Origin of the sequence: uncultured Agrococcus sp. (genome assembly GCF_945915485.1) — a bacterium.
In the GTDB taxonomy this organism is placed as follows: domain Bacteria; phylum Actinomycetota; class Actinomycetes; order Actinomycetales; family Microbacteriaceae; genus Agrococcus.
Window position 1 is genome coordinate 1 of the sequence record NZ_CAMEFJ010000034.1, and the last position, 22,651, is coordinate 22,651.

A 22,651-nucleotide genomic window follows, 5' to 3' on the forward strand; every position below is an offset into this window, starting at 1 on the left:
CCGAGAGCAACCTTCGCGTCCAGCGTGCGATCCGCCATAGCGGTGTGGTTCGCAGTTGTGAAGACGGACGTCGGGCCCTCGTCGAGCTGGCTGACGTCGAGATCGATCTCGAAAGCGCCGTCGGAATCAGGCGTGAGCTGCTGCGAACCCGCGGTGCAACCGAGCGCGTGCTGGAAGAGATTGGTCGGGAGATCAGTGTCGGCGCAGAGGAATACGTAGATCGCCTGATCCGGGTTGTAGCCCGCTCCTGTCACCGTAACGGTCTGCCCCTCGGGGTCGAGATCCGTCGACGGGGTGACGGTCAGCTGTGGATCCCAGGTGGGCTCCTCAGGGGCCTCCTGCGGGGTGACAGACAGCGTAAGGCCGTCCATGTCTGTACCCGGTGTGTAGAACCCTCCGAAGGCTTCGGCCCCATCGGCGGTAACTGAGGCGCTACCCGCGGTGAACGTGTTGTCGTCCCACGACGTGTCCGCGAGTTCTGCGATCGCTACACCTTGCTGGGAGAACCACGGGCCGAGCGTGGATGTGTCGACGAATTCACGTCCTTCGACATCCGCATAGATGACGCCTGCGGATGTGTCTACTCGAATGTTAGAAAAGGCGAGGTCGAGGATTGCTCCGTCGCCGTGGTCGTGGCCCTGGAAGTGGACGGTTCCGTCGAACGTGACGTTCGCAGACGGTGCGTCGGGATCGACACTGCCGGTTCCGTTCGTGAACTGGAACGGCGCTGAATTGTCAACGATGTTGCCGCTGACAGACACACTGCCGCTTGCGATCGGACCGTTGATGTAGTTGAGGAACGAGTTCTTGATGCCCCATGAGAGCGTAGTCTCGGCCGGATCGGCTTCGACTTCCGCTGCATTGGCCGCGACGGCACCGACTCCGGCGATCCCGACGCTCGCGAGGAGCGTCGATATCGTCATTGCCAGCAACCGTCTGCCGCGCTTGCGATCAGACATGGCTTCCTTTCGAAAGTGGTTGAAGTTGTAGCTGCTGACCCCATGGGGACTCTCGGATCGTGTGCAGCGGGACGCGCGGTATTGCGCACTTAGGAAAGCCTAACCTAAAATCGAAGAACAGCACTAGTCGAAAGGTCTCAGCATGAGTCGAACGAGCACGCGAAACGCGGCTGACATTCCGATGGACGAGCTTCCCGTTTCTGGGCTCCTGAGGGCGGCGACGAGCAAAGCGCACGAGAGCGCCGAGACCGCCAGTCTCATCGGCAAGCTCATGAGCGGCCAGCTCGGTATCGAAGCGTGGCAGCTCATGCTGGAGCAGCTCGATTACGTCTACCGCGCGCTGGAGACAACGGCGAACGAGATGCGAGACGGGGATCAGTGCACCGAACTGCTGTACGCGGAACTCGACCGAGCCGAATCGATCGCGCACGATCTGCGCGCGCTGCAGAGCAGAACGGGCGTCGCTCCCATCGGAATGCTGGCTTCGACACGGGAGTATGTCGACCGCATCCTCTCGTGCAGGAATGATGGAGTTCGCTATGTCGCGCACCACTACACTCGCTACCTCGGCGACCTGTCGGGCGGGCAGATCATGCGCGTGAAGTTCAAAGAACACTACGGACTGCAGGATCACGAAGCGACGTTCTTCCGCTTCGAGCACATCGATTCGGGTCCGCGGTTCAAAAAGCGCTACCGCGAGCACCTGGACGCACTCGATCTCGACGACGCAGGTCGCGAACGAATCGTGGCGGAAGCCAACGCCAGCTTCGTTTGCAATCAGCGCATCTTCGAGGAGCTGGACGAGATTATTTCGGCTAAGCAGCGCGCTGCCTAACCCTTCTGGAAGGGCTCAGCGCCGTATGCACAAGGTGCCGCTCGAGGCGCACAGAGAGACGGCGTCGGGCTTCGAAACCGACGAATAGTGCCGCTTTTCAGTGCGAAACGTGAATAGCGCCGCCTCTCGAAGCCCAGTCGGCAACTACGACAGCGCACTCCCAAATCTTTCCGGAGGGACCGAAAAAACGGTCTATCAGCGTAGCCAATCCGTGTGGGGAGAACGTGTGGGGGCGACCCAAGGGAGCGATGACTTGTCGTAGAGACCGGGATTTCGGCCCTGTCAGGTAGTGCTAGCCCTCGAGGTCGTCCTCTCCGGGCGTCCAGGTGAGACCGGGCTCGCCCCAGTGGTTCTGCTTGATGACCTTCTTGAGCCGCTTCTGGTGCACCTGCGGCAGGCGGTCGGCGTAGAGCACTCCGTCGAGGTGGTCGTACTCGTGCTGCAGAATACGTGCGAACCAGCCGGTCGCGGCAACGCGGTAGGGTTCACCCTGCTCGTCATGCGCCTCCATAATCGCTTCGGATGCCCGCACGAGCGGCGCCCGCTCGCCCGGGATCGAAAGGCAGCCTTCCGCTTCGTTCTCATCCGCATCCCGAACTTCCAGAGGAGTAATCCAGAGCTTCGGGTTCACGGCTGTCCCTTCGTGCAGCACGCCTTCGTCGTCTTCCCAGTGATACACGAACAGGCGTAGTCCGAGGCCGATCTGCGGTGCAGCCAGACCAACACCGGGGGCTGCGTGCATTGTTTCGCGCATGTCTGCGCAGAGCGATCGGAGGTCGTCGTTGAAGTCCACAACCGGGTCAGCGACGGTGTGCAATACGGGCTCGCCGCTTATGCAAATGGGAAGAATTGCCATGTACTCAGCGTATCTGCGTTGATTGCCACTACAGTCGAGGCGTGCACGTCGATCTGTTCGACTCTTTCTGGCTCATCGCTCAGGCGGACGTCGAGTTCTCTCTGAACCCAACCCAAGCCCTGGGCATTCCCATAGCGCTCGTCGGTGCCGTGTTCCTGTCGTTGGGTACGCAGATGCAGCACAAGGGCGTGGAGATTGCGGAGGAGGGCCGTGACGCGCACGCGAACAGCATGGGTGTCCAGCAGATTCTGTCGCTCATCAGGTCACCGCTCTGGGTCTCTGGAACCGCCATCATCGGTCTCGCCGTCATAATGCAGCTGTGGGCGCTTGCTCTAGCACCCCTGCTCGTTGTGCAGCCTCTCGGCGCTATTGCGCTCGTGGTGACGTCGATTTTGAACGCTCGCATCAGCGGTTTGCGCCTCGATCGGCACACGATCACCGCCATCTTCTGGTGCATCGGCGGCATCGGATTGTTCGTGACGGTTGCCGCGATCTTCGCCGTGGAGTCGACGGTTGAAGATCACGAAGTCTTCACCGTACTCGGGCTGCTGCTTGTCGTCGTGCTGGGCGTCGTCGCAGTCTGGCTGCGGCGCAGGAGCAGCATCAATGCGATCGTGTCCATCATCATCGCCGGTACCCTGTACGGGTTTCTCGTCACGATCATGAAGATTCTCATGAATCGCTTCATGCTGCACGGTTTCGACTGGCTCATCATCGCCTGCATCGTTGGTGTCATCGTCTCCTTGGTGCTCGGCATGTATTTTGTGCAACTCGCTCACGCTTCCGGACCGCCGGACCTTGCGATCGCCGGGCTCACGGTCATCGACCCGCTCGTCGCTGTTCTGATCGGGGTTGCAGTGCTGGGGGAGGCGGTTGCTACGCCCCCGTGGGCGGTCATGATTTTCGCTGCGGCGGGAGGAGCGGCGGTGTACGGAGTGTTTCAGCTTGCCAAGCACCACCCGCAAGTACAGTCATAGGGATACCTATGACGACTTCCAGCCAAGCCAAGAGACCGCTCCGCATTCTGATCGCGGGCGACACATTCGCGCCCGACGTCAACGGCGGCGCAAAGTTCGCAACTCGACTCACGGCAGGGCTCGTCCAGCGCGGGCACGAGGTGCACGTCGTCGCGAGCGCGCTGGGGCGCGGGAAGCAAGGCACCCGCGTCGAGGAGCATGAGGGCGCGCGGTTCACTGTGCATCGGCTACGGTCGATTCTGTATCCGGGGCACGAGTGGTTGCGATTCGCGGAACCTTGGCGAGTGAAACAGAACGCCGCGTCGCTGCTGGATGCGCTGAAGCCGGATGTCGTGCACTCGCAGTCGCACATCATCATGGGGCGTGCGTTCGCAGCGGAAGCCCCCAAACGCGGGATCCGGCTCGTTGCCACGAACCACATCATGTTCGAGAACCTCATGGATCATTCGAACTTCCCTCGCGTCGCGCACCATCGCGTCGCGAGAGAGGCCTGGCGGGATGCCGCGCGCGTGTTCCGAAAGTGCGACGTCGTGACGACGCCGACAAGGAGAAGCGCCGAATTTCTCGAGCGCAACACGGGAATAGCCGACGTGCAGGCGATATCGTGCGGGCTCAATGCGTCGGACTACACCGTGAGCGAACAGCGAAACCGCCATTCGATCGTGTTCGTGGGGCGCGTGACAAGCGAAAAGAACATCGATGTGCTGGTGGACGCTGTTGCGCGACTTCCCAAGGACCTTGATGCCACGCTGACGGTTGTGGGCGTAGGCGATCTCACGGATGCGCTGCAACAGCAGGCGGATCGGCACGGCATCGGCGATCGCGTGACGTTCACCGGCTACGTCACCGACGAGCAGCTGCGACAGCATCTCACCGACGGCGCGGTCTTCGCGATGCCGTCCACCGCGGAGCTCCAGTCGATCGCAACGATGGAGGCCATGGCAAGCGGGCTTCCCGTCGTCGGCGCCGACTCGATGGCGCTGCCGCACCTCATCCACGATGGCGACAACGGCTACCTGTTCAAGCCGGGCGACGCCTCCGACCTGGCGTGCAAGCTGGAGCGGGTGCTACGGGCATCCGATGAGGAGTACCAGCGGATGCGGGACGAAAGCCTGCACCTCGTGATGGACCACGACATCGAGCGCACACTCGATGCGTTCGAGCGCATCTACCGCGGGGAAGAGTAGGTTCGTTCGTTGCGCGTGAGTTGATCTGCGAGCGCCGAGAAGGTCTCGCTCGTTCCCGCTTCGAGGCGGATGGCGGCGTTTCCGTCGATCTTCGTAGGCCCTCGGTTAATGACCGCGACGGGGAGGCCGAGCCGTTCAGCCTGTCGGACGAACCGGACACCGGTGTTCACCGCGAGGGATGAGCCGGCAACGATGAGTGCGCTTGATCGGTCCACGAGCTGCGCCCCGGCGGTGAACACGTCACGGGGGACGAGCTCGCCAAAATAGACGACGGATGGCCGCTGTGTGCCGCCGCACGCGGGGCAGTTCGGTACCCGAACATCATCGATGTCGGCTACAACAGCATCTCCGTCGGGCGCGATTGGGGCGTCGCGATTTCGATCCGCGAAGCCGGGGTTCAGCGCGTCGAAACGGGCGAGCACATCGCTGCGCGTTCGCTCCGTTCCACAGTTGACGCACCGTATGACTCCGCCATTGCCGTGCACTTCGACAAGCGCTTTGGTTCCGGCTTCCCTGTGGAGACCATCCACGTTCTGCGTGATCACGCCGGAGACGAAGCCGGCTTCTTCCAACTGCGCGAGCGTCCTGTGCCCGGCGTTCGGGTGCACGCTCGTGTAGCGATCGGCACCGACTCGGGCGCCTGCCCAGAAGCGGCGTCGATAGGCTTCATCGTCCATGAACTGCGCGATGTTCATGGGCGTGCGGGGAGGGCTGCCCTTGCCCCGATAGTCGGGGATGCCCGAGTCGGTGCTGATACCGGCTCCCGTCAGAACGGCAACCGGGCCAGGCTCGAACAACTCGGCGAGTCGATCGATCGCGTTGAGCTCGAGCTGGTCCATGGTTTTCCCCTTCCCGTCTCAACGGTAGTTGCTCTGCAGGCGCCTTGACGTCAACGCCTTGATCGCTCACCTGATTCCAGCCCTCGGCACAGTGCGTCCGTTCTTGCGTTTGGCTGCGAGCCGACAGTGATGCCCCAATGTATGGAAATTCGTACGTTCGTGCCCAACGTATGGAAATCGGCCCGACATTCGGAACAATCCATACGTTCGGGAACGTACAGCGAGGGGACCCATCGGGTCACTGTTCTGTTCCGCTGTCGATTCCACCGGAAATTGGTAGGGCGTGCGGGACTTGAACCCGCGACCAAAGGATTATGAGTCCTCTGCTCTAACCAGCTGAGCTAACGCCCCAATGCCACCGAACTGCTCTCGTACGAGGGCATCCCGTCGCGTTCGGCATGGAAGCCGCACGCCACACCCAGGTGACCTTGAAAGTCTACCTGGCGAAATGACGTAGTGTTGTCACCATGACCGATGCCCGTAGTCAGTTCGATGCGTTTCGGAAACGTCGCGAGGAAGCCGTCAGGGGTCCTCAGGGGAATCTTGCCCTGGCGTTGACCGAGTGGGTGACCGAAGCTACAGATGTTGATTCGGTACCCGGTACTTGGGCGCCGAGCCCCGCGGGGGAGGGCCTGCTCGTCAGTGCTACGGACGGTGACGACATCATCGTCGATGGGCACTACGTCGATGGGACAGCGACGGTGTACACGAAGACGTCCATGACACCTTCCAGCGTGCATTTTGGCGATGGACGCACCGGTTTGGCAATCGCCGACGGCGATAGGGTCGCCCTTCGCGTCTGGGATCCTGAGCGCGCTGAGCAGCTTGGCTTCGAGGGGCTGGACTACTTCGACTTCGACCCGGAATGGCAGTTGACCGGCCGCTTCGAACCGGTCGATGAAGGCGTCGACTTCGAGCACGAGCGTTCGCAGGGCGGCAAACCCCGAGATGCCAAGAGCCCTGGCATCGTGCACTTCGAGCACGAAGGCGAGCAGTACGAGCTGCTCGCGCTGCGCAGTGGCGACTCCTTGCAGATCGTTTTCGCCGACGTGACGACGGGTGATGACACCTACGGCGTCGGGCGATTCCTCTTCGCACGCCCAGACGACGACGGCAGCGTCGACCTCGACTTCAATCGTGCAATCGTGCCTCCGTGCTCGATGTCCGACCAGTTCAACTGCCCGCTGCCACCGCCGTCGAACCGTTTCTCCTTCCGCGTCGAAGCGGGGGAGAAGAAGCCGATGTTTGCCAAGGAGCCTGCAAGAGAGGCATAATTGTCAATAGCTCTATTTCGGTCGAAGGGGAAGTCGAATCGGAAGGAGCGACAATGGCCCGCGGTATGGTCACTATTCACGCCGCCCAACGAGCGCTGCATCTGCACCTCGAGTGGGCTATCGGTCGTGCCCTCGGCGGATTCTCAGAAGGTTTCGGCCTCGACTGGGAAGCGCAGCCCGCAGAAGCCGGCACCTATCGTGCAACGAGCGAATGGGAGGGCCCTCGGGGAGCAGGCGCAATGCTCGCGAGCGCGCTTCGCGAGTGGAGCATCCCTTTCGAAGTCACCGAGGAGTCCGACTCCGGTCACGGTATCCACTACATGGTCACGCCCGAACTCGGGCTTTTCACGGGCCGAACGGACGCAGCCGGCAGCGTCCTCGTCGACGAGCACCGCATCCACGTCGCATTCGCGAAGTATGCGGGTGACGCCGAAGCGCTGGCGGAGGAGTTCGGGAGGCTGCTCGGCGTGCCTTGGGATGCGGCGCTCGAGCCGCTGAGGCACGCACAGGACCTCTCGCGCACCATCTGGATGCACAGGGCCGGCTAGCTGCCTGATACAACGAATTGGTCACCTCTCAATAGGTGACCAATTCTGAAGGGTTCCGTCTAGACGCTGCGAAGTGCGATGACGGCGTTGTGGCCGCCGAACCCGAACGAGTTCGAGATCGCCAACTGCTGACCGTCACCGAGCGGAATGGGAGTGCCCGAGATGTGCAGCGGCGCATCGGGGTCCTGCTCAGTCACGTTGATCGTCGGGGGAGCGGTGCGCTCCGAGATCGCCAACGCCGTGAACACGGCCTCCAGCGCGCCCGTGCCACCGAGCAGGTGTCCGTGCGCAGCCTTGGTCGCAGAAACGGGAATGTCGTTGACGCGTTCACCGAACACGCGGTGCATCGCTCGCACTTCCGCGACGTCGCCAACGGGCGTCGACGTCGCGTGCGCGTTCACGTGCGTGACCTCGCTCGGATCCGCACCGGCTGACTCGAGCGCGATGTGCACAGCACGGCTCGCTCCAAGGCCCTCCGGCTCAGGAGCGGTGATGTGGTACGAATCCGCGGTGATGCCACCACCGGCAAGCTCGGCGTAAATGCGAGCGCCTCGTGCGCGTGCGTGGCTTTCCTTCTCGAGCACGAGGGCAGCCGCGCCCTCACCCATGACGAACCCATCGCGCGTCACGTCGTAGGGGCGGGACGCGGTCGCTGGGTCGTCATTCCGACGCGAAAGCGCCTGCATGGACGAGAACGAAGCGACCGTGATGGGGTGGATGGCCGACTCGCTGCCCCCCGCGATCACGACATCCGCAAGCCCTGCCTGCAGGTGCTCGTAGGCGCTCACGATCGACTCGGTACTCGAAGCGCACGCCGAAGCGACCGTGCGCGCATATGCGCGAGCCTCGAAGTGCATCGATACCGCAGCAGAGGGCGCGTTCGGCATCAGCATCGGCACCGTCATGGGCATGACTCGACGCGGTCCGCGCTCTCGCAGGGTGTCCCAGGCGTCCAGCAGCGTCCACACACCGCCGATACCCGTTGCGTAGTCAACGCCAAGACGCTCGGACTCCACCTCGGGCGCCCCCGCGTCCTCCCAGGCCTCGATCGCGGAGACGACAGCGAACTGGCTCGAAGGGTCGAGTCGTTTCGCCTTCGGCCGCTCCAGCACGGTGTCGGGTCGGACGGCAGCCTCAGCCGCGAAGTGCACGGGCAGGTCGTACTCGGCCACCCACTCGTGCTCAAGGGTCGCCGCACCCGACTCGCCTCGCAGGAGCGCATCCCAGGACTCCCGTGCCGTGCCACCCAGCGGGGAACTCGCCCCGATACCGGTAATGACGATCTTCTCGGTCATGCTGCTCCTGATGAGTGGTGGAGTGCACGGCCGGCTCGACCGTGCACTCGGAGATTTACTCGGACTGCGCGCCGACGATGAAGTCGACTGCGTCCTTGACCGTGACGAGGTTCTGCACCTGGTCGTCCGGAATCTTGACGCCGAACTTCTCTTCAGCATCGACAACGATCGTCATCATGGAGATCGAGTCGATGTCGAGATCGTCCGTGAACGACTTGTCGAGCTGAACCGACTCGGTCGCAATGCCGGTCTCTTCCTTCACAAGCTCCGCAAGGCCAGCGAGAACCTCGTCCTGAGTGTGTGCCATGGTGTCTCCTTATAGTGATGTCGGACGTGAATAAGCCTAGGGCAGACGAACAACTTGCGCGCCATAGACAAGCCCTGCGCCGAAACCGATTTGCAGGGCGAGGCCACCCGAGATTTCGGGATGTTCTTCCAGCAGTTTATGCGTGGCCAGCGGGATTGAGGCGGCGGAGGTGTTGCCGGTGGTTTCGATGTCTCGCGCGACGACGACGGAGTCGGGGAGTCCGAGCTGCTTAGCGAACTCGTCGATGATGCGCATGTTCGCCTGGTGGGGGACGAACGCCGCCAGGTCACCAGGTTCCACGCCGGCACGCTCGAGTACCTCTCGCGCTACCTTCGCCATCTCCCAGACTGCCCAGCGGAAGACGGCAGGCCCCTCCTGCCGAAGCGTCGGCCACGGAGCACCGGCGTCGCGCATGTCGTAGAGCGTGTTCGTCATGTGGATCGTGTCCCATTTCGAACCGTCGGAGCCCCAGACCGACTCGCTGACGCCGGGCTCATCCGATGCGCCGAGCACTGCCGCGCCCGCACCGTCCCCCAGCAGGAAGCTGATGGAGCGGTCGGTAGGGTCGATGACTTCTGACAGTTTCTCCGCACCGATGACGAGGACGTACTCTGCCGTCCCCGATCGGATGAGCGCATCCGCCTGTGCGATGCCGTACGCGTAGCCCGCGCAGGCTGCGCTGATGTCGAATGCGGGCACGAGATGGGCGCCGAGGTCTTCTCCGACGATCGACGCCAGCGACGGTGTCTGCACGGGGTTCGAGATGGTCGAAATGATGACCGCCCCGAGTTGCCCGGGTTCGATGCCCGCCTTCTCGATCGCCTCTCGACCAGCGGTCACGGAGAGATCGCGGATCGTGAGTTCCTTGGAAGCTCGCTTGCGGGAGACAATGCCGGTGCGCTGTCGAATCCACTCGTCGGAGGAGTCGATGGGGCCCACGAGCTCGTCGTTCACGACGTCGACGTCGCCTCGAGCGGCGCCCAGCGCCAGGATGCGACTGCCGGCACGCGTCGGCTTCACGTTGAGCTGGGTCATTCTGTTTCCCCCTTCAGCATGGCCTGAGCGGCCTCAAGTTCATCCGGTGTCTTCACCGCGACGACGGGAACGCCTCGCATGCCTCGCTTCGCGAGACCCGCAAGCGCACCCGCGGGAGCGAGTTCGATCATCCCTGCGATGCCATCGCGAACGAACGATTCCATGCAGTCTTCCCACTGCACCGGCGACGAGATCTGCTCGACGACGAGGTCGAGAAACTCCTGACCGGAGTCGACGCGGTCACCGTGACGGTTGCTGTAGATCGCGAGATTCGGGTCGGCGGGTTCGATGTCGCCGGCGAAGTCGCGCACCCGGACGACGGCGGGCTCCATGAAGCGGGTGTGGAAAGCGCCTGCCGTCTGCAGCGGTACGATGCGCGCTTTTGCCGGGGGATTCTCGGCGAGCGCTGCGAGGGCATCCGTTTCGCCTGCGACGACGGTCTGGCCCGCGCCGTTGAAGTTCGCGGCGTGCAGGCCGAGCTCTTCGAGCTTCGTTTCGAGTTCGCCTGCGTCACCGCCGAGAACCGCCGCCATTCCGGTTGAGACGAGCCCTGCAGCTTCCGCCATGGCCCGACCGCGGAGCCCGACGAGCGACATGGCTTCACTGTCGGACAGAATGCCCGAGATCGCCATCGCCGTGATCTCGCCAACGGAGTGGCCGGCGACAGCGGCTGTCGCAGGGATGTCCAGCGCACGCGCGGTAACGATCCCCGCGGCCACGATGAGCGGCTGTGCCACCTTCGTGTCCTTGATCGTTTCGGCGTCGGACTCCGTGCCGTGCTCGATGAGGTCGACACCTGCCGCTTCACCGAGTTCGCCGACGAGGTCGCGAACTCCGTCGAGTTCGAGCCAGGGGGCCAAGAAACCGGGGGACTGAGACCCCTGACCGGGGGCTGCAATGAGAATCACGCTTCTATCCTTTCAGTCTGGCTATTCCGCTGAGCGCAACTAGCGTCGCCGCTCGCCCTGCATGGCTCCGAGGATGAGTGCAGTGTGCAGGATGTGCGACTGCCGCGCGTTCGTCGCATCGAGTCCTATGACATTGCCGACGCGTTTGAGGCGGTACCGCACCGTGTTCGGATGCACGGAGAGCTCTCGTGCCGTGGCCTCGAGCGAACGCCCATTATCGAGATATGCCCACAGCGTCGTGGTGAGATCACTCGAGTGTTCTTTCAGCGGTCGGTAGATGCTTCGTACCAGTGTGCCCTTCGCGAGTGGATCACCGGCCAGGGCTCGCTCGGGCAGTAGTTGATCGGCACCGACCGGTCGCGGCGCCTGCCGCCAAGCACGCGAGACGGCGAGCCCCGCGAGCGCGGCCTTCGCGCTCTTCGACGCGTTCTGCACAGAGGATGCCGGCGGCCCGTGCACGACGGCGCCCTCGCCGAAACTCTCGTCGAGCACATCGGCGATCTCACCGAAGTCGATCTCCTGCGGCGCGCCGTCCTCCTGCACACGCCCCGTCGCGACCACGATCAGTCGCGACGAGTGCTGACCGATGAGGACGTCCGCCCCCGCCCGTCTCGCGGAGCGACGCAGTAGGTCGATATCGAGATTGACAGGGGCTGCTCCGACGATGACGGCGCATTCGCCGTCGGCGTTCCAGCCGAGCGCTGCAGACCTGGACGGCAGCTCGTCATCGTGCTCGCCCGTGAGAATCGAATCGACCACCAGCGCCTCGAGGCGGGCATCCCAGAGCCCCCGCGACTCCGCAGCTCGCGCATACACGTCAGCTGCTGCGAACGCGATGTCTCGCGAGTAGCGGAGGATCGGCTCGAGCATCCGCTCGTCCTGCCCACCGATGATGCGCTCGAAGACATTCACGACAGACCTGATGATCTGCAGGGTTTGCTGCAGACTCACGGATCGCAGCAGCTCGCGAGGAGCCGCCGCGAAGACGTCGGCCGCTATCCACGGCTGCGCACCCGGGTCCTCGCACCATTCGATGAACGAGGTGACACCCTGCTGGGCAACGTTCGCGACAGCCGATTTTCGGGTCGGCGGCATCGTCCGGTACCACGGCAGCTCGTCCTCCAGCTCCCGCAGAATCGCGGTCTGGAGATCAGACGCGATCCTGCGGAGCCACGCGAGCTGCTTGGCCTTATCGTTCACGAGTTCCTTACGCTACGCATCGCCACCGGCGGTGCCGCTTTCGCCGGCGTTCACATCGAACAGCTGATACTTGTCGATGGCCTCCTGCACGCGGCCGAGCGGGAACTTGCCCTGCTTGGCGAGCGCCTCGAGTGCGCGAACGACCATGGAGTGGGAGTCGATCTTGAAGTACCTGCGAGCGGCCGCGCGCGTATCGGAGAAACCGAAATCGTCGGCGCCGAGCGTGAGGTAGTCGCCGGGCACCCACTGGCGGATCTGATCCGCGACGGCGTGCATGTAGTCGCTCGTGGCCACGTAGGGGCCTTCGGCATTGGCCAGCTGCTGCGTGACGAACGGCACCCTCGCAGGCTCCTGCGGGTGCAGGAAGTTGTACTCTTCCGCGCTCACAGCATCCCGGCGCAGTTCGCTCCACGATGTTACCGACCAGACATCTGCGGACACACCCCAGTCCTGACCGAGGAGCTCCTGCGCGTGCAACGCCCAGGGGACAGCGACGCCGGAGGCCATGAGCTGCACCTTCACCTCGTGGTGTTCACTACTCGAGATCCGGTGGACGCCCTTCAGGATGCCCTCGACATCCACGTTCTCGGGTTCAGCCGGCTGCCGAATCGGCTCGTTGTACACCGTCAGGTAGTAGAAGATGTTCTCCGGGTTCTCGCCGTACATGCGACGGATGCCGTCCTCGACGATGTGCGCGATCTCGTATCCGTAGGCCGGGTCGTACGTGACGGCTGCCGGATTCGTGGACGCGATGAGCGGCGAATGCCCGTCGGCGTGCTGCAGGCCCTCACCGGTCAGTGTCGTCCTGCCGGCAGTCGCTCCGATGACGAAACCGCGCGTCATCTGGTCGCCCGCAGCCCACAACTGGTCGCCGGTGCGTTGGAAACCGAACATGGAGTAGAAGACGTAGATCGGAATGAGCGGCTCACCGTGCGTCGCATACGAGGTGCCGGTACCGATGAACGCGGCCATCGCGCCGTCCTCGTTGATGCCGACATGCACGATCTGGCCGTCGGGGGCCTCACGGTACTTCAGCAACAGGTCACGGTCGACCGAGGTGTAGTTCTGGCCGTGCGGATTGTAGATCTTCGCCGACGGGAAGAACGCGTCCATACCGAACGTGCGTGCCTCATCCGGGATGATCGGCACGATCCGCTCGCCGAAGCCCTTGGACCGCAGGAGGTCCTTCAGCAGTCGAACGAACGCCATCGTCGTAGCAATCTCCTGCTTGCCGGATCCCTTCTTCGGAAGGTCGTAGGCCTTCTTCTCCGGCAACTGGAGTCGCGTGTGCTTCGCGCGGCGCTCCGGCAGGTAGCCGCCGAGTTCGCGTCGGCGCTCGTGCATGTACTCGAGTACCTCGTCGCCCTCTTCCGGCCGGTAGTAGGGCGGGCTGTAGGGGTCTTCTTCCAGCTTGGCATCCGAGATCGGCAGCCCGAGGTAGTCGCGGAACGACTTCAGGTCGTCCAGCGTCAGTTTCTTCATCTGGTGGGTCGCGTTGCGTCCCTCGAAGTTCTTGCCGAGTCCGTAGCCCTTGACGGTCTTCGCCAGAATGACGGTCGGCTGCCCCTTGTGTTCGACGGCGGCCTTGTAGGCGGCGTAGATCTTGCGGTAATCGTGACCACCGCGTTTCAGGTTCCAGATCTCATCGTCGGTCAGGCCGGAGACGAGCTTCTTGGTCTCTTCGCGACGGTTGAAGAAGTGCTCTCTGACGAAGAGACCGGACTCGGCCTTGTAGGTCTGGTAGTCGCCGTCCGGCGTCTCATTCATGAGCTTGACGAGCGCGCCGTCGGAGTCGTTCGCGAGCAGGTCATCCCACTCGCGTCCCCAGACGACCTTGATGACGTTCCAGCCCGCGCCACGGAAGAACGACTCGAGCTCTTGGATGATCTTGCCGTTACCGCGCACCGGGCCGTCGAGTCGCTGCAGGTTGCAGTTCACGACGAACGTCAGGTTATCGAGGTTCTCGTTCGCCGCGAGCTGCAGTGCTCCGCGCGACTCGACCTCATCCATTTCGCCGTCGCCGAGGAACGCCCAGACGTGCGATCCGGATGCATCCTTGATGCCGCGGTTCGTGATGTAGCGGTTCGTCATCGCCTGGTAGATGGCGTTGAGCGGGCCGAGGCCCATCGAGACGGTCGGGAACTGCCAGAACTCCGGCATGAGGCGCGGATGCGGGTAGCTCGAGAGGCCGTAGGGCTCCCGCGACTTCTCCTGGCGGAAGGCGTTGAGGTGATCCTCGGTCAGGCGCCCTTCGAGGAATGCGCGAGCGTACATACCGGGGGAGGCGTGCCCCTGGTAGAAGATCTGGTCGCCGCCCGAGGCGTGGCCGGCTCCTTTGAAGAAGTGGTTGTGCCCGACTTCATACAGGGATGCGCTGGAAGCGTAGGAGGATATGTGCCCGCCGACCGCGATGTCCGGGCGCTGGGCACGGTGCACCGTGACTGCGGCGTTCCATCGGATCCAGCGCCGCAGCTTTCTCTCGAGTGCTTCGTCGCCCGGGAAGTCGGGCTCGTTCTCGGGGGCGATGGTGTTGATGTAATCGGTTGTGGGCACCATCGGCACGCCCAGCTGTAGATCCTTAGATTTCTGCAGCAGCGAGAGCATGATCTCGCGTCCTCGCTGCGACCCGTTTGCTGCTACGAGCGCTTCGAGTGATTCTTGCCACTCAGCAGTTTCGCTCGGGTCCTCATCGTTTTTGTGCGATGAGTACGGGTTCTGATCGTGAACAGCCACCTGGCACACTCCTGCCTGATCCTGGTCGGTTGCGCCGGTCGGACGCTACCCTGATTTGCAACTCCACTCTAGCTGCCAGACGAGTCTACTTCTGTCGACTTCGAACAACGAAAGGAGCCTTCCGTGGCTGAACTCGACAAGATCGCGCCAGACTTCACGCTGACTTCGCACAGGGGAGAACACGTGGCGCTTTCCGATTTCCGGGGCAAGAGCGCCGTTGCGCTGGTCTTCTATCCGGCCGCGTTCACGGGCCGCTGCACGGGGGAGTTGTGCGAGCTGCGGGATAACCTCGCGATGTTCGAACGGGACGGTGTGGAGTTGCTGGCGATCTCGTGCGATCATCCCGGTTCGCTTGCGGCGTTCGCAGAGCAAGAGGGATACACGTTCTCGTTGCTGAGTGACTTCTGGCCGCACGGCGAGGTTTCGCGCGCGTATGGCGCGTTCATCGAGGAACGTGGGCTTGCGACTCGGAAGACCGTACTGATCGATCGTGATGGGGTCATCCGGGCCCAGTTCGAGACGTCGCCGGGGGAGGCGCGTGATCTTGGGTCCTACCGGGATGCGCTTGCGCGGTTGTAACACTCCGGTCGTGCACGAAAAACTGACGATTGGGCCGAAGTGCACGAAAAACTGACCGATTCGGCTGTCTTTCGCGTTTTGTCAGTTTTTCATGTCGTCCGGAGACCCGGACACGGCGGCGACTGAGTGATCTGGACCCACCAATTGTGATGACTCGAGAGCGCTGCCGCTGGTTCGACGTAGGATCGTGTATATGCGAATCGAGGTGCTGGGCCCGGTTCGGCTCAGTACCGATGAGGGCGCTCCGGTGGAGGTGGCCGAACGCCACTTGCGTCTGCTGCTGGCTTCTCTGGTCGCCGCCGATGGTGAACCGGTGTCTGCCGATACCTTGGTCGATCGCCTGTGGAACGGTGCACTGCCGACCAATCCCAAGAAGGTGCTGCAAGCCAAGCTCTCCCGGCTACGCACGACCCTGGACCAGGCGCGACCGGGCGCGCGCCAGCTGCTGACTCATACTCCTGCCGGTTACCGACTCGTTCTGGACACTGATCTCCTCGACGCCGGACGGTTCAAAAACGCAGTCGAAAACGCGCGGCGGATGGGTTCGTCATCGCAGAAGGCCGAAGCTCTCACTGAGGCGTTGGCCTTGTGGGGCGGTGCACCGTTCGGCGATATAGCTGAGGAGATCTGGCTGGCTCCAGTTGTCGCCGATCTGCACGAGGTGCGCGGTGATGCCTTGGAAGCACTGGTCGAGACTCTTCTGGAGCAGGGGGATCCCCAGGGCGCCCTCAGCCAGGTCGGCGGCGCTATCGAGGAGTACGTCACTCGGGAGGGACTGGTGGGCTCGGTGATGCTGGCGCTGTATCAGGTCGGCCGCCAGCACGAGTCGCTCGAGCTGTTCGAGACGCTGCGTCAGCGCCTGACCGAAGATCTCGGCGTCGATCCAACGCCCCGGACGCGCGAGCTGCACGGCCGCATCCTGCGCCAGGACCCGGCTTTGGTGCAGAAAGCAGTCCCGAGGCCCGCACCCGTGTCGATGGTCGGACGTTCCAACCTCCCCGCACGGGCCAGCTCACTGATCGGAAGAGAGCACGAGAGTCAGCAGATCCAGGCGCTACTGGCCGAGTCCCGTCTGGTCTCCCTAACCGGGATCGGTGGGGTGGGTAAGACCCGCCTGGCCCTGCACACCGCCCAACAGAAGGCGCCTGAGTTCGAGCGCGGTACATGGTTCATCGACCTGACTGAGCTGACGATGACCCCGGATGAGTATCTCGGCTCTGGTGAGCGAATCGGCTCCCTGGCGGCGACCGTCGTCGGACTTCCTGAGCATCCGGGGACGACGAGCACCGTCGAGCGGCTCAGCGAGGCGCTTGGATCCCGACCGGCGTTGCTGGTGCTGGACAACTGCGAGCACGTCATCGCCGAAGCGGCCGTCTTCACCGCAGATCTGCTCCGCAAGACACCGGGCGTGAGCGTGCTGGCCACCAGCCGCGAACCTCTTGGACTTCCTGAGGAGCAGCGCTACGACATCGGCACTCTCAGCATCGAGCCGGGAGACGATGGTCAGGTCAGCGAGGCCGTCGCGTTCTTCATCACGCGCGCCCGAGCCAGCGACCCGAGCTTCCGGCTGGAGGACGACTCCGCTGATGACATTGCCGAACTGTGCCGCCGGCTCGATGGTCTGCCGCTGGCGTTGGAGCTGGCCGCGACCCGCATCCGGGGGCTGTCGGTCACAGGTCTACTTGAGCGGCTCAGCGAACGGCTGAACATCCTGCGTCGACCTGGCCACGCAGCGCCCCGGCGTCAACAGACTTTGCGCGGGATGATCGACTGGAGCTGGTCACTGCTCGAGGTGACCGAGCAAGCCGTGCTCCGTCGCCTCGCCGTGCATCCGGGAACTTTGAGCCTGGAAGCAGCCGAGGCGATCTGCGCCGATCATCACGAGAGCCCCGACGCGATGGCGGTGAAGCGCGAGCAGGTCGTGGACCTCCTCCTCGGTCTCATCGATCGCAGTCTGGTCACCACCGTCTCAACGTCGACGGGAGTGCGATACGGCTTGCTGGAGTCCATCGCGACCTACGCGAATGAGAAGCTGGACAGGGATGGTGAGCGGGACATCACCGCTGAACGGCATCTGCAGTACTATCTCGGTCTCGCGCGTGAAGGCGATGAGAAGCTGCGCGGACCGGAGCAGCGTCAGTGGCTTCCACGACTGGAGGCCGAACACACGCAACTACGTCACGCCTTCGATGAAGCAGTCCGTCGCGAGGACGGAGGCAGGGCCACGGGGATGGCCGTGGCAACCTTCTGGTACCAGTGGATCAGCGGGCGGCACAACGATCTCTCGCGCCGCTTGGACACGGCGATCTCCCTGTCCGGCCCCCGAAACGATACGTACGCGACCGCCGTCACGCTCGCGCCGGTGATGGATCTCTCCATCGACCCGGAGGAGTCCGCTCGCCGTGTGGCCAAGGGGCTCGCGCTGTTCGAGAACCGCGGAGCAAGGGCGAGAGTGCAATGGTTCGTTGGGGCGTCGCTGCTCGCCGCGGGGCTCCGCGAGATTGGCGAGAGACACATGGACGAAGCCATCGGCGTGCTGGTGGCCACCGGGCAGGATTGGGATGCCGCGATCGCGGTCAGTCAATGGGACTGGTTCGCCTTGAGCCAGCGGGGTCATTCGTCTCCCGGACTGCCGGACGGAAGCGATCCGGAGACGATCATCCGCGCCTCCGGAGACGGGTACGGGATGTCCCAGGTGCTCGCCGTTCACTATTGCGCCGCGGAAGTCGAAGGAGACTACGCCCGTTCCGCCGAGGCTGCGGAACGCAACATGGAGATCTGTCTCGATCTGGGGTTGTGGTCCGAGGCGGATTTCTGGCTCACCATCACCGCGATAGCTGCGCTGCGGACGGGCGATGTCACCCTCGCCAACGAACGCCTGGCCGAAGCCAGATCCCTCGCGAGCGACATCGCTGACGACGACGGTCTCGACTTCGTAGACTTCGGCGTCGCCCTGGTCGCCCGCTACCAAGGTGACCTGGTGACAGCACGCACGCTGCTGGACCGCCAGCTGGCCATCCACGAGCCCCTTTCACTGCCTCTGGAGGCAACGCACACCTCCAGCTCTCAGTTCGAATCGGGATTCCTTGCTGTCCAGGAGGGTGATCTGACCCGAGCCCGGGACGCCGTCGACGCACTCCGCGATGCCATCCTTCAGGCGGCCCGTCCAGCTCCGATTGCCCGTATTCTGGAGTTGAAGGCTGCGCTCCGTGTTGCTCTTAGAGAAGCGCGCTCCGCCGCTGAACTGCTCGGAACGGCGGCAGCCCTGCGCTCGCGCGCCGGTGCGGAGCCCACCGCGCCAGAAAACCGTGACATCCAGCGGATATACAAGCAGGTGACCGACCGATTGTCCGAAGCCGAGCTGTCCGACGCCCTGGCCCGTGGCCGAGCTGCCGATTCTCTCGAACAACTGGCAGCCTCTGCGCACACGAGATCCACCGGTGCCTCGAGCCTTTGATCACTGCATGGTCGGTCAGGTCGGCGGAACCGGATGCACCGGAGTGTTCTGCCTGCGGACAATCCATCAGGTGCCTTGGCGCTTGACGAAGACGTAGAGGGCATTCATCTCCGGGGGCTCGCCGGCGTCGGCGGCCTGCCGGCTCGACCAGGCGCTCTTGTGCGCCACGGCGACGCCGGGTGCCAAGAGGGTGACGTCGGTGAGGCGGTAGTGAGCGGTGGTGTTCCGTAACGGGCCTGCGAGCAGCGCACGGACCGAGAACTCGACCTCTTCGGGGCCGCGCATCACGGTGCCGAGCGGGTTCACGATCAGCGCGTCGGAGGCGAGGTGCCGCACCAGCGGCTGGGGGTCGTTGCCGTTGAAGCCCTGTTCGATATCGGCGACGATGCTGTGGATCGCGGCCTCATCGGCTGCGCTCGGCAATGTGTGGGTCGTGTTCCTCATCGTTCATCTCCTCGAGTCATGGATGGATCGCATCGTGTGTCGTCGGTCGGTATCGATTGTGCAGCGCATCAGTGAGCAGGGTTATTGCCGTGTCTTCCTAGTTCTTCGTTGATAGGTTTCTCGTTCGTCGGTGTCTCTTCGGTAGTGGTGTCGATCGATGGTTCCGACGCGGTCTTGGATCCCCCAATGGCCGCCTCGGCCGTAGCAGTTTCGTGTGCCGGTTCCTCCGGGTCATCGTCCGGCAGCTGAACGCCGCGCAGTCCGCGCAGAATCACCATGGTCGCCACTCCGACGATCAGGGCGACGATGTAGGCGGCCACGGTGCCCCAGGTGAGAGCATCCTGCGCTGCATGGAGGAGTTCAGCGCCGGTCGCACCGCCGATGCTGTCGGCGGCGGCGACCGCTCCGCCGGGGCTCTCGGCGGCAGCGTCCAGGGCGGAATCGTCGAGGCCGTCGGGCGCAGCGGCTCGCAGGCTCCGGTTGAAGACCGCCATGGCGAGGCTGCCCAGGATCACGATCCCTGCGGTGGCGCCGAGGCTGGATGCGATGTCCTGGATCGCAGCTGCGGGGCCTGTCTGTCGCCCGGATACCGTGGTGACCATGAGCTGGGCGCCGACCACCATCGGCGGGCTGACTCCCAGGGCGATGATGGTCATCCCCACGGCGAACAGCGGCGTCACCGGTGCCGCTGCGATTGCGATCAGCAGGACGATCGTGCCCACCACGGCGATGCCCATCCCTGCTGTCATCACGGTTGCGGGGGTGAGTTTGCGGCTCAACACCGGTGTCATTGCGGTGGCGATGATCGCCGCGATCGCGGGGATCGCAAGGAGCAGACCCAATGGAGCGGTGGAGATGCCGGTGACGACCTGGAGGTACTGCACCAGCACGAAGTCGGCGGTCATGAATGCCACCTGGGAGGTGACGAAGACGATCGCCAGGATGCGCAGCACGCGGATGGAGAACAGGTCCAGATCCAGCAGTGGGTTCTCGATGCGCCGTTGCCGGCGGATGAACCACCAGCCGAGAGCGAGACCTGTAACGACCGCCAGCGTGTAGGGGACCGTGATGCCTCGGTCCGCGAAATTCTGTAGCCCGTAGACGACCAGTATCACCGCACCGACCGAGATCAGCACGCTGGTCATGTCGATCCGGTCGGTGGTCCGGTCGGCGGCGCGAGGGAACAGCCACAGCCCGGCGAGCACCGCGACGGCGGCGACCGGGACGTTGAGCAGGAAGACCGAGCCCCACCAGAAGTACTCCAGCAGCAGCCCGGCCAAGGGCGGGCCGAGCGCTCCGCCGACGGAGAAGGCGCCCATCACCACGGCGAAGCCGATGGCGAAATGTTTGGCACTGCTGAACAGTGAGCGCAGCAGGGCGATTCCTGCCGGGGAGGCGGCGGCTGCCGCGAGGCCGATCAGCACCCGAGCAACAAGCAATGTCTCGGCATTGGGTGCGAAGGCCGCCAGTGCCGAGGCGATGCCGTACAGGGCCAGCGCCATCAGCAGTAGCAGACGCGGTCCGATGCGGCCGGTGAGCCAGCCCATCGTGATCACAAAGCCCGCGGCGATGAGCTCTCCGATGTGCACGACCCACAACAGTTGCGTCGTGGACGGCATCAGGTCGGCGGCGATCGCGGGTGTGGCGAGGAAGATCGCGGTGAAGTCGGTGGCCATCATGAACAGCGGCAGCGCGAGCACCGCCAGTGCGGTCCATTCACGCCAGGTGGGGTTTGCCGGTGTGCCGGTGCGGGCTTTCGTGGTGTTCATTGCGAGCTCAGCTCCTGAAGATTCTTGTTGGGTGGGCCGTCACTCGGATCCGACGAAGGGGTACGGGCGCTCGGTGCGGGCCTGCCGCAGGGTCAGCGCCCACCAGACGAGCTGTCCCAGGAACCCGTCGGCGTGCCTCGAGGTACGTTCGGTGTCCACGAGCCGGCCATCGTGATCGAAGGTTTCCCAGAAGTTGGCGAAGGTGATCGAGTCACGCAGCGGAACACTATGGAACTCGGTGAACACGTTGCGCAGCGCGTCAATGGACTGCAGGCCGCCAGTGATGCCGCCGTAGGAGATGAGCCCGACGGGCTTGAGCTGCCACTCGGCGTAGAACCAGTCGATCGCGTTCTTCAACGACGCCGGGTAGGACCGGTTATAGATCGGGGTGACCACGACGAACGCATCAGCAGGCGCGAGGCGCTGGCCGAGCTCGGTTACGGCCTCGGGCTGGGGCGCGTTCTCGTCGTTGCCGCCCAGCACGATCGGCAGGTCGTAGTCGGCCAGATCGATCAGATCGACATCGACGTCCTCGCGCTTGCGCGCCTGGTCAGCGATCCAATTCGAGGGGGTTGGGCAGAAACGATCCTGGCGAATGCTGCCTACGATCACCGCAACCCGTACGGGCGTGCTGGCGGTCTTATCGGAGGCGGTCTTCTTGGTCGGAACTGTGACGGTGGTCATCGGAATCGGCTCCTTCGCATCATGTTGTCTACGGTCGATACCGATCCTGCGACGCACCGGCTTCGGGATGGTTTCGGAAACCCTTCGGTCCCACAGGCGACGGGCTCAAGACACCGAAACCGGCAGCACCAGTGGATGCGTCATCGCCCTGGCATGATTGACGCGGCCAAGTCGGAAGCCGATGGCCAAGCCACGCAACGTCGTGTTCGACAGGCAAGCCACTCGCGTTCGAAAGTTTCAAGGCGGGCTATTCCCCGGCTTACCTCCTGCTCTCGAATATTCGCGTTGCAGGTGGCCCGGCCGTCGGGGTTGCCGAGCGGATCATTGCTTCTGCGAATCGCGCCTTCTGAGGGCCAGAACCAGGATCACAGCAGTGATCACCACGGCCGTTGCGATCCCGAGGGAGGTTTGCAGACCGAGGGTCATGGACTCGCCGATCGCGGTGAGGAACTCGGATCGAACGGGCTGGTCGAGGCCTGTCGCGATGTCAGTGGCGGCGCCGGGACTTTGCCGGGCCGCACAGACATCGGAGGCATCGAGACCCGGTAGCAGCGCCAGTGTGGTGCGCAAGATGAGCGCGCCGAGGGTTCCCATCACCGCCACGCCGCCGGCGGTCCCCAAGCCGGTGGTGAGATCTTGGACGGCGGTCATACTGCCGGCCCTTCGTTGTTTTCTCTGCGGTATTTTTCTGTTCGAGTTCGCGGTTGCCTGTTTCGTGGTTTAGAGTGTTCTCGGGCCTATAGCTCAGTTGGTTAGAGCGCCACG

20 protein-coding genes and 1 tRNA gene are annotated in these 22,651 nt (G+C 63.8%); 7 read left to right on the forward strand and 14 right to left on the reverse strand.

The features are described 5' to 3' along the window. The coding region (locus Q0O95_RS07370) for an HtaA domain-containing protein (protein ID WP_293696869.1) at positions 1-959 on the reverse strand (959 nt) is incomplete at its 3' end. A gap of 142 nt (positions 960-1,101) precedes the next feature. Between Q0O95_RS07370 and Q0O95_RS07375 the strand changes: the two genes are divergently transcribed. Next, entirely contained in the window at positions 1,102-1,794 is a 693-nt protein-coding gene (locus Q0O95_RS07375) for a heme oxygenase (biliverdin-producing) (protein WP_293696871.1), read from the forward strand. A gap of 292 nt (positions 1,795-2,086) precedes the next feature. Here the strand turns inward: Q0O95_RS07375 and def are convergent, their stop codons facing one another. After that, positions 2,087-2,650, reverse strand: coding sequence for a peptide deformylase (def, locus tag Q0O95_RS07380; RefSeq protein ID WP_293696872.1), 564 nt, complete (start codon positions 2,648-2,650; stop codon positions 2,087-2,089). A gap of 41 nt (positions 2,651-2,691) precedes the next feature. Here def and Q0O95_RS07385 point away from each other — a divergent pair, with 41 nt between their 5' ends. Together Q0O95_RS07385 and Q0O95_RS07390 are read left to right on the forward strand one after the other, a co-directional pair. After that, a complete protein-coding gene (locus Q0O95_RS07385) occupies positions 2,692-3,627 on the forward strand; it encodes a DMT family transporter (protein ID WP_293696873.1) in 936 nt (311 codons plus the stop codon). A gap of 8 nt (positions 3,628-3,635) precedes the next feature. Continuing rightward, positions 3,636-4,814 (forward strand): glycosyltransferase, encoded by a 1,179-nt coding sequence (locus tag Q0O95_RS07390; RefSeq protein ID WP_293696876.1) that lies wholly within the window; start codon positions 3,636-3,638, stop codon positions 4,812-4,814. Here Q0O95_RS07390 and Q0O95_RS07395 read toward each other — a convergent pair. Together Q0O95_RS07395 and Q0O95_RS07400 are read right to left on the reverse strand one after the other, a co-directional pair. Next, complete coding sequence (locus Q0O95_RS07395; protein WP_293696879.1) at positions 4,796-5,653, reverse strand: Sir2 family NAD-dependent protein deacetylase; 858 nt, start codon at positions 5,651-5,653, stop codon at positions 4,796-4,798. The genes Q0O95_RS07390 and Q0O95_RS07395 overlap by 19 nt on opposite strands. 274 nt (positions 5,654-5,927) lie before the next feature. Continuing rightward, positions 5,928-6,004: transfer RNA gene (locus Q0O95_RS07400), tRNA-Ile, on the reverse strand. A gap of 116 nt (positions 6,005-6,120) precedes the next feature. Here Q0O95_RS07400 and Q0O95_RS07405 point away from each other — a divergent pair. Together Q0O95_RS07405 and Q0O95_RS07410 are read left to right on the forward strand one after the other, a co-directional pair. Further along, positions 6,121-6,927 carry a DUF1684 domain-containing protein gene (locus Q0O95_RS07405; protein ID WP_293696882.1) on the forward strand — a complete coding sequence of 269 codons (807 nt, stop codon included), beginning with the start codon at positions 6,121-6,123 and terminating at the stop codon, positions 6,925-6,927. A 53-nt stretch (positions 6,928-6,980) separates the two neighbouring features. Next, positions 6,981-7,475: a DUF3145 family protein gene (locus Q0O95_RS07410; RefSeq protein ID WP_293696885.1), complete on the forward strand. Its 495-nt coding sequence runs from the start codon at positions 6,981-6,983 to the stop codon at positions 7,473-7,475. 59 nt (positions 7,476-7,534) lie between these two features. Here the strand turns inward: Q0O95_RS07410 and Q0O95_RS07415 are convergent, their stop codons facing one another. Genes Q0O95_RS07415 through aceE form a run of 6 tightly spaced genes read right to left on the reverse strand, consistent with a single transcriptional unit; the run spans position 7,535 to position 14,953 of the window. After that, the gene (locus tag Q0O95_RS07415) at positions 7,535-8,770 is read right to left on the reverse strand and encodes a beta-ketoacyl synthase (protein ID WP_293696888.1); all 1,236 of its coding nucleotides are present in this window, start codon (positions 8,768-8,770) and stop codon (positions 7,535-7,537) included. A 55-nt stretch (positions 8,771-8,825) separates the two neighbouring features. Next, on the reverse strand, positions 8,826-9,077 hold the full coding sequence (locus Q0O95_RS07420) for an acyl carrier protein (RefSeq protein ID WP_293696891.1): 252 nt from the start codon (positions 9,075-9,077) through the stop codon (positions 8,826-8,828). 36 nt (positions 9,078-9,113) lie between these two features. Further along, positions 9,114-10,112: a beta-ketoacyl-ACP synthase III gene (locus tag Q0O95_RS07425; protein WP_293696894.1), complete on the reverse strand. Its 999-nt coding sequence runs from the start codon at positions 10,110-10,112 to the stop codon at positions 9,114-9,116. Beyond that, positions 10,109-11,020: an ACP S-malonyltransferase gene (locus tag Q0O95_RS07430; protein WP_293696897.1), complete on the reverse strand. Its 912-nt coding sequence runs from the start codon at positions 11,018-11,020 to the stop codon at positions 10,109-10,111. Before Q0O95_RS07430 ends, Q0O95_RS07425 begins: the two co-directional genes overlap by 4 nt. 39 nt (positions 11,021-11,059) lie before the next feature. After that, positions 11,060-12,220, reverse strand: coding sequence for a CdaR family transcriptional regulator (locus Q0O95_RS07435; protein WP_293696900.1), 1,161 nt, complete (start codon positions 12,218-12,220; stop codon positions 11,060-11,062). Between the two features lie 12 nt (positions 12,221-12,232). Then, the gene (gene aceE, locus Q0O95_RS07440) at positions 12,233-14,953 is read right to left on the reverse strand and encodes a pyruvate dehydrogenase (acetyl-transferring), homodimeric type (RefSeq protein WP_293696903.1); all 2,721 of its coding nucleotides are present in this window, start codon (positions 14,951-14,953) and stop codon (positions 12,233-12,235) included. Between the two features lie 123 nt (positions 14,954-15,076). On the opposite strand from aceE, the gene Q0O95_RS07445 reads away from it, so the two are divergent. Both Q0O95_RS07445 and Q0O95_RS07450 read left to right on the forward strand, forming a co-directional pair. Next, the gene (locus Q0O95_RS07445) at positions 15,077-15,532 is read left to right on the forward strand and encodes a peroxiredoxin (protein ID WP_293696906.1); all 456 of its coding nucleotides are present in this window, start codon (positions 15,077-15,079) and stop codon (positions 15,530-15,532) included. A 247-nt stretch (positions 15,533-15,779) separates the two neighbouring features. Continuing rightward, a complete protein-coding gene (locus Q0O95_RS07450; protein WP_293696909.1) occupies positions 15,780-18,989 on the forward strand; it encodes a BTAD domain-containing putative transcriptional regulator in 3,210 nt (1,069 codons plus the stop codon). A gap of 66 nt (positions 18,990-19,055) precedes the next feature. On the opposite strand, the gene Q0O95_RS07455 is transcribed toward Q0O95_RS07450, so the two are convergent. The 4 genes from Q0O95_RS07455 to Q0O95_RS07470 all read right to left on the reverse strand — a co-directional run bounded on the left by Q0O95_RS07455 (position 19,056) and on the right by Q0O95_RS07470 (position 22,537). Then, on the reverse strand, positions 19,056-19,433 hold the full coding sequence (locus tag Q0O95_RS07455) for an SgcJ/EcaC family oxidoreductase (protein ID WP_293696912.1): 378 nt from the start codon (positions 19,431-19,433) through the stop codon (positions 19,056-19,058). Positions 19,434-19,501: 68 nt separating this feature from the next. Next, entirely contained in the window at positions 19,502-21,202 is a 1,701-nt protein-coding gene (locus tag Q0O95_RS07460; protein ID WP_293696915.1) for an MFS transporter, read from the reverse strand. 39 nt (positions 21,203-21,241) lie between these two features. Further along, positions 21,242-21,886: an NAD(P)H-dependent oxidoreductase gene (locus Q0O95_RS07465; protein WP_293696918.1), complete on the reverse strand. Its 645-nt coding sequence runs from the start codon at positions 21,884-21,886 to the stop codon at positions 21,242-21,244. Positions 21,887-22,207: 321 nt separating this feature from the next. Further along, positions 22,208-22,537 carry a hypothetical protein gene (locus Q0O95_RS07470; RefSeq protein ID WP_293696921.1) on the reverse strand — a complete coding sequence of 110 codons (330 nt, stop codon included), beginning with the start codon at positions 22,535-22,537 and terminating at the stop codon, positions 22,208-22,210. Between the last annotated feature and the right edge of the window lie 114 nt (positions 22,538-22,651).